This window comes from Lentiprolixibacter sp. (assembly GCF_982873095.1).
On sequence record NZ_CEYNTP010000155.1, the window covers coordinates 1 to 6,783 of the forward strand.

At 48.5% G+C, this 6,783-nt stretch carries 8 protein-coding genes; 6 read left to right on the top strand and 2 right to left on the bottom strand.

Annotated elements, in window-relative coordinates; all coding sequences use genetic code 11:
- A partial coding sequence (locus AC4E7D_RS09815) for a hypothetical protein (protein WP_490173623.1) occupies positions 1-202 on the top strand: 202 nt, incomplete at its 5' end.
- A gap of 13 nt (positions 203-215) precedes the next feature.
- On the opposite strand, the gene AC4E7D_RS09820 is transcribed toward AC4E7D_RS09815, so the two are convergent.
- Both AC4E7D_RS09820 and AC4E7D_RS09825 read right to left on the bottom strand, forming a co-directional pair.
- Positions 216-980: an SOS response-associated peptidase gene (locus tag AC4E7D_RS09820; RefSeq protein WP_490173624.1), complete on the bottom strand. Its 765-nt coding sequence runs from the start codon at positions 978-980 to the stop codon at positions 216-218.
- A 34-nt stretch (positions 981-1,014) separates the two neighbouring features.
- Positions 1,015-3,486 (bottom strand): SMP-30/gluconolactonase/LRE family protein, encoded by a 2,472-nt coding sequence (locus tag AC4E7D_RS09825; protein ID WP_490173625.1) that lies wholly within the window; start codon positions 3,484-3,486, stop codon positions 1,015-1,017.
- Positions 3,487-3,605: 119 nt separating this feature from the next.
- Between AC4E7D_RS09825 and mazG the strand changes: the two genes are divergently transcribed.
- From mazG to AC4E7D_RS09850, 5 genes are all read left to right on the top strand, one after another.
- The gene (gene mazG, locus AC4E7D_RS09830; protein WP_490173626.1) at positions 3,606-4,382 is read left to right on the top strand and encodes a nucleoside triphosphate pyrophosphohydrolase; all 777 of its coding nucleotides are present in this window, start codon (positions 3,606-3,608) and stop codon (positions 4,380-4,382) included.
- Positions 4,383-4,411: 29 nt separating this feature from the next.
- The gene (locus AC4E7D_RS09835; protein ID WP_490173627.1) at positions 4,412-5,779 is read left to right on the top strand and encodes an MATE family efflux transporter; all 1,368 of its coding nucleotides are present in this window, start codon (positions 4,412-4,414) and stop codon (positions 5,777-5,779) included.
- A gap of 25 nt (positions 5,780-5,804) precedes the next feature.
- Positions 5,805-6,032 carry a DUF8828 family protein gene (locus AC4E7D_RS09840; RefSeq protein WP_490173628.1) on the top strand — a complete coding sequence of 76 codons (228 nt, stop codon included), beginning with the start codon at positions 5,805-5,807 and terminating at the stop codon, positions 6,030-6,032.
- A gap of 5 nt (positions 6,033-6,037) precedes the next feature.
- On the top strand, positions 6,038-6,607 hold the full coding sequence (locus AC4E7D_RS09845) for a phosphatase PAP2 family protein (RefSeq protein ID WP_490173629.1): 570 nt from the start codon (positions 6,038-6,040) through the stop codon (positions 6,605-6,607).
- Positions 6,604-6,783, top strand: a 180-nt coding sequence (locus tag AC4E7D_RS09850; protein WP_490173630.1) for a hypothetical protein, incomplete at its 3' end; no start/stop codon positions are given. The genes AC4E7D_RS09845 and AC4E7D_RS09850, both read left to right, overlap by 4 nt.

Below are 6,783 nucleotides of genomic sequence, written 5' to 3' on the forward strand. Positions count from 1 at the left end.
TTTTACCCCTACCATGTTTGTGCAGGGGCTGATACAGAACAATTCCACCCGAACACTCTGGGCAGCCAATATCCGTTTCAGCTGGTTACAACGTGCCAATACTGGCTTATTTGTGGTGTACAATCACAACCTTCAGGACGGCAGTCCGCTCAACAATAGTATTATTATTAAATACACGAGAATCTTTGACCTGGTAAAATAATCAGGTTTTGAAATCAGAATACCAGTTCTTCGTAGGTCACGGGTTCATTGATTTCAGGAACATTACCCCGATACTCTTTACCTCTTAATCTGTGCACCGTATAGGCCTCCAATTCCTCCGCGGGATAAGATTGGATCAGCTCCTGCAAGGCTTTGATATCCAGTTCGTCCGCAAGAGGTTCAAGCCATTTGTCGGCCATCTCATCGGGTAAGATCAAGGGCATCCTGGGTCCTTTGATCCTGGGGTTGTTATGTACCCTTGCGAGCAGCTCATTCCCCTCCGTGGTAACAATACTAAATGTATTGCTCACTGCTCCGGAATCGGGGTCTGTCCATTCACTCCAGAGACCGGCAAAGGCTATGGGTTGTTGATCTTTTCGCTGCAAATAGAATGGGTAGGTTTTTCCTTTGAAGTGGTGGTGTTCGTAAAACCCATCCACATAAATGATGCATCGGCTATGCCGGGCTGCCCAGCGAAAGGAAGGTTTCTCAAATATGGTCTCCCCGCGGGCATTAAGCGTATTGTTCCACAACTTCTTTAGTTGTGCCTGGTCTTTCACCCAGTGGGGCACCAATCCCCAGACGGATACTTCAGGAAATTTCGGGGACCTGTCTGTGTAGATCAAAAGCCTGGGGTGCTGAAATCCTGAGGCGTGATACAAAGGCAGATCGGTATAGGGAACCAATTTTTCCTCGATCTCCCTTACAGCCTCCTGATCGCCATATCGCCTGGCCCGTTTGAGCTGGGCTTCCAGACTTGCCTTAATATCGTAGCACATTTTCCTTTTGCTTTGTGTTCCTCGGTCAACCGATCTACCTAACTCCCTTTACGTTCATCTCAAGGGTATACAAACTATTCATTGCGGTAATGAACAAAGTGTTCTGCTCCTTCCCTCCAAAAGTCACATTTGCTGTCCAATCCTGGGGCACGGGTATATGGAGGATTTTTTCACCTGACGCGTTGAAAACGGTCACCCCATTTCCAGTTAAATATACATTGCCCTGACTGTCCAGCGTCATGCCGTCAGATCCCATTTCCGCCAGCAGGGTTTTGTTCGTAAGCTGCCCATCCTCTTCGATCTGGTAGGAATAGGTTTTGTTGTCCCCGATATCTGCTATATACAGGATTTTGCCATCAGGACTCCCAATAAGGCCGTTGGGTTGTACAAAATCGTCAACAACAATCATGGGTTCCCGGCTGCCCGGCGGCAGGTAGTAGACCCGTTCCTGTTCGATTTCTTTCTTTTTCCTGGTCCACCAGGGCCTCTGGTAATAAGGATCGGTAAAATAGATACCACCTTTTGGGTCCACCCATATATCATTGGGGCCATTCAAATTTTGTCCATCATATTGTGACAGCAACACCTCCACCTCTTTCTTGTCATTGATCCTCCACAATTCAAATTTCTCATCAGCTGCAGCGAGCAGTTGGCCCTGATTATCAAAATACAGGCCATTCGCCCTGCCGGCAGGTTTCATAAATACCGAAACTTCCCCAGTGTCTACAGACCATTTCAGGATCTGATCATTTGGCTGGTCCGTAAAGTAAACGTTACCCATGGGATCCACAGCCGGTCCTTCAGTAAAACTGAAATCGTCTGCTACCACTTTTAGCTCCGCCCCGTCAGCGATCAGGGGTGCTTCCTGTTTCCAGCCCGGTCCCCGGACTACCCTTCCGGGAAAAGCCCCTGTGTGCTCCCCGTTCTTTAGTACCTGGGTACCATTCACAAAAACATGGATGACCCCGGAGGCATACTGATGCGGCTCGGCAAAGGTGGCATGGTCCTGAACGGTTTCGGGGTCAAAAATCACAATATCCGCAAAGTAGCCGGACTTCAACGCCCCCCGACGCTGTAATTTTAGGTTGGTAGCTGGCAGGGTGGTAAGCTTGTAAATGGCCTCCTCCAGGGGGATGACCTTCTCCTCCCGTACATAATGCCCCAGCAGCCGCACAAAGGACCCATAGGCTCTTGGGTGGGTGCTTTGCAAGGTGAAAACCCCTTCATTGGTATAGGATCCGGCATCTGAACATATGGACATATAGGGCAGTGCCAATTTCTTCTTGATATTATCCTCTGACATTGAAAAATAAACCACCTGTATCCGGCTATTGTCCTCGTATATCAGGTCTACGATAGCTTCTTCCGCAGAAATTCCCCGGCTTGCTGCCACTTCTGCCAGGGTTTGGCCGATGAGGTTCCGCAGTTTTTCATTCCGAAAGCCGACCAGAAGTATATTTTCAGGGGGTACATGGAAATCCACTTCCCGCATCATCTGGGCCCTTTTATCGGGTTGTTCGATAAGTGCCATAGTACTTTTATGCCCTCCTTCTTTGGCCCAGGCAGGGAGCAATACATTGAGGCCTGTTGAGCTCGCGTTGTACATATACATATCTGTGGTAATGTGCAGTCCTGCATTTCTGGCACTGTCAACCACGGCAATTGCTTCGTCCAGTAAACCCCAGTTGGCATTGCCGGAAGCTTTAAAATGGTAGATTTCGGCAGGGATATCGGCTTCATCGGATATACGTATAAGTTCCCTTACGGCTTCAAGTAATTTACCTTCCTCATCCCGGATGTGGGAAATGTACATGCCGTTGTATTCGGCAACTACTTTAGCCAGTTCTATAATTTCTTCGGTCTGGGCATGGCCACTGGGTACATAACTTAGGGAAGTAGACATTCCAACAGCACCTTCTTCCATCGCCTGCCGCAGCAGCTTTTTCATCTGGTCCATTTCTTCCTGGCTGGGTGGACGATTTTGGTATCCCATAACATATTCGCGAAGTGTACCATTCCCTACAAAGGAGGCGATATTCGTGGACACCCCTTTTTTCTCGAGATATTCCAGGTATTCGCCCAGGGAGGTCCATTTGATATCATACGTAATGGTTTGCTGACCCTCTTTCATATTCGCTTTCATAGCCTCATTCAATGGCCCCATGGAACGGCCTTCCCCAAGGACTTCCAGGGTAACCCCCTGACGGATGTCTCCCTGAGAACGCCCGTCCTCAATAAGACTCACATTCGCCCAACTCAGCATGTTGATAAACCCGGGAGCTACCGCCCTGCCTTCTGCATCGATTTCCTGTTTGCCTTTTGCATCAACCAGGTTGCCGATTGAAGCGATACTGTCGCCCCTGATGCCTATGTCGCCCAGGTAAGCCGGGTCGCCTGAGCCGTCGTATATCATTCCGTTACGGATGAGCACATCAAAGGTTTCTGATGGGCCGCAACTAAAGAATAGTGGGAGGAGTAACAGATAGCAAAATTTCCGATAACGCATTGGGATAGGGAATTAGGCCTCAGCCTATTGGCTTTGGGAAGTTCGTCTAATTAAAAATACACCAAAAAATGCCGATGCCCAAACCCTGTTCTTTGTACTTTTGCGCAAATTCCGATAGCATGAATAACAGGGAAGAGCAACTACAGGCCCTAGACAGGTTACTCACCATTATGGATGAACTCAGGGAGCAGTGCCCCTGGGATAAGAAACAGACCATGAAAAGCCTCAGGCACCTGACCATTGAGGAGACTTATGAGTTGGGTGATGCCATCCTGGACGGCGACGTACAGGAAATCAAAAAGGAACTGGGGGACCTGCTGCTGCATATTTTCTTCTATGCCAGAATCGGCTCAGAAACTGGGGATTTTGATATCGCGGACGTAGCGCATGTGATCAGCGAGAAACTCATCCACCGTCACCCGCACATTTATGGGGACGTCACTGTATCCGATGCGGAGGAAGTCAAGCAAAACTGGGAAGCTATTAAATTAAAGGAAGGGAAGAAAAGTGTATTGGAAGGGGTTCCCAACAGCCTTCCCGCCCTGGTCAAGGCCAACCGCATCCAGGACAAGGTAGCAGGAGTTGGGTTCGATTGGGAACAACCTGAACAGGTCTTCCAAAAACTCAAGGAAGAGTTGGAGGAGCTACAGCATGAAGTACAATCCGGGGACAGTGACCGTATGGAGGCCGAGTTCGGAGACGTTCTTTTTTCCATGGTGAATTACGCGCGTTTTCTCGACATCAATCCGGAAAATGCACTGGAACGCACCAATAAGAAATTTATGAAACGCTTCACGTACCTGGAAAATAAAGCGCGGGAAGCAGGAAAGACCTTAAAGGAAATGTCTCTGGCGGAGATGGATGTGTATTGGGAAGAGGCCAAGGAACACAAATAACCTGCCTGATATAAACAAAAATCAACATATTGTTCCGTCAGTACACCAAAGAGTTTCGCTATAACACCCGACTGGCAGCACCGGTGGTCCTCGGGATGCTGGGACATACGTTTGTGGCCCTGGCAGATAATATCATGGTGGGCCAACTGGGGACTGCAGAACTAGCAGCCGTTTCGCTCGGAAACAGTTTTGTGTTTGTGGCTATGTCGCTGGGGATTGGCTTTTCAACAGCAATTACGCCCCTCGTGGCGGAGGCCGATGGTGCCGGGGATCAGAAGGCCGGGAAGAACGCCTTGAAACATGGTCTTGTCCTGTGTACAGTTTTAGGACTCTTACTTTTTGGGGTAATCCTTCTTGGAAAACCCCTGATGCAGTATATGGATCAACCCGAGGAGGTCGTAACCCTGGCGATTCCCTATCTGGATATCGTTGCCTTTTCACTGGTCCCGCTGATTATGTTTCAGGCCTTCAAACAATTTGCAGAGGGGCTTTCGCAGACCAAGTACCCGATGTATGCCACGGTGCTTGCGAACGTGATCAACATTATACTCAACTACCTTTTGATCTTTGGCGCCCTGGGATTCCCCAAACTGGGGATCATAGGGGCGGCAATTGGAACCCTGGTAGCCCGGTTGATCATGCTGTTCTTCCTCTGGTTTTTGTTGAAAAACCGGAAGAAATTTCACGACTTTGTAACCGGCTTCAATTTCCGCAAGTTGGAAGCTGCGGCCATACGAAAGATTATCAGCCTGGGATTTCCGTCTGCCCTGCAAATGTTTTTTGAGGTGGCCATCTTCACCGCTGCCATATGGTTGAGCGGAGTGCTGGGTAAAAACCCTCAGGCGGCCAACCAGATTGCTTTGAACCTGAGTAGTATGACCTTCATGTTCGGAATGGGGCTTGGGGTTGCGGCAATGATACGTGTGGGCAACCAAAAGGGCTTACGGGATTTTCCGGAACTGAGGCGGATCGCACAGTCGATTTTTTTCATGACCCTGTTACTGGAGATCGTTTTTGCCTCCCTTTTTCTTGTGGGCCGATTTTGGTTCCCCACGCTTTATCTCGATGAACAAGACCTGCTTAACCAGGCAGACAATCTTGAGGTTATCGGCATTGCTGCCCAACTGCTGCTGGTGTCTGCATTTTTCCAGATTTCCGATGGTCTACAGGTCGTTATCCTGGGGGCCCTTCGAGGTCTTCAGGACGTTAAGATACCCACGCTGATCACCTTTATTGCCTACTGGGTGGTAGGTTTTCCCCTGAGTTTTTACCTTGGGCTATTCACTGAATTAAAAAGTGTAGGTATCTGGATAGGACTGCTCTCGGGCCTTACCGCATCAGCGATAATGTTGTATATTCGATTTAATTATTTGACCAGGCGGATGATCGCCGCATGAGTTGGCCACCAAAAGAACATCTACCATGACATTGCCTAAATTTCTACTGGGAGACAATACGGATTTTCCTGACGCAATATTTATCGTCCATACGGCTTATCCCCGATTTATCATCAACCTGGAGAACGATGAAGTAGAGTGGTTGGAAGATTTCACCCGCGAAGATGAGGAGGAACTCTCAGTGGAAGCGGAAAAATTGATCGAGCAAGCGGTTGCCTTTTACGATCGTGAAGTAAGTCGATACGAAAGCTAAACCAAATGTGGGAGGAACTTATTCAACTGGACAAAGAATTGTTCCTGTTTCTCAATCAGATGGGGTCGGAAAACTGGGATGGCTTCTGGATGTTCCTGACCAACAAATGGACCTCGATACCCCTCTATTTGTTGCTTCTCTTTTTCACTTACAATCACTTCGGTTGGAAGAAAACCCTGGTGGTGTTGATCAGCGTAGCCCTTTTAATAACCTGCACGGACCAGCTGGCGAATTTCTTTAAATATGGAGTGATGCGCTTACGGCCCTGTTACGATCCGGAACTGGGAGATCAGTATCGCCTTGTAAAAGCCAGTTGTGGCGGCAAATACGGCTACTTTTCGGCACATGCGGCCAATTCCTTTGCCATTGCCCTGTTCTTCGGTATTTTATTGAAGCAGCGATTTCGTTACCTAAAAGCTATACTGATCCTCTGGGCGCTGCTTGTGGCCTACAGCCGGATCTATATCGGGGTACATTTCCCCCTGGATATTATCACCGGCCTTTTGGTCGGGGGACTATTCGGATGGACTTTTTCCAGGTTAGTTAACTTTGCCCTACTCAAGTTTCGCCTATGATTTCCCGGACCCGTTTCTGGATATTCATCATTCTGATACTGCTGGTCTATTTGGCCGGAATGTTCGTAACGCTTTTTGAAAACGATTCTGCGCAGTTTGCCGTGATGGCCATGCGGATGGTGCAGGAAAATGATTTTATCAATGGATATAAAATACAGCAGGGCCACGATGAGAAC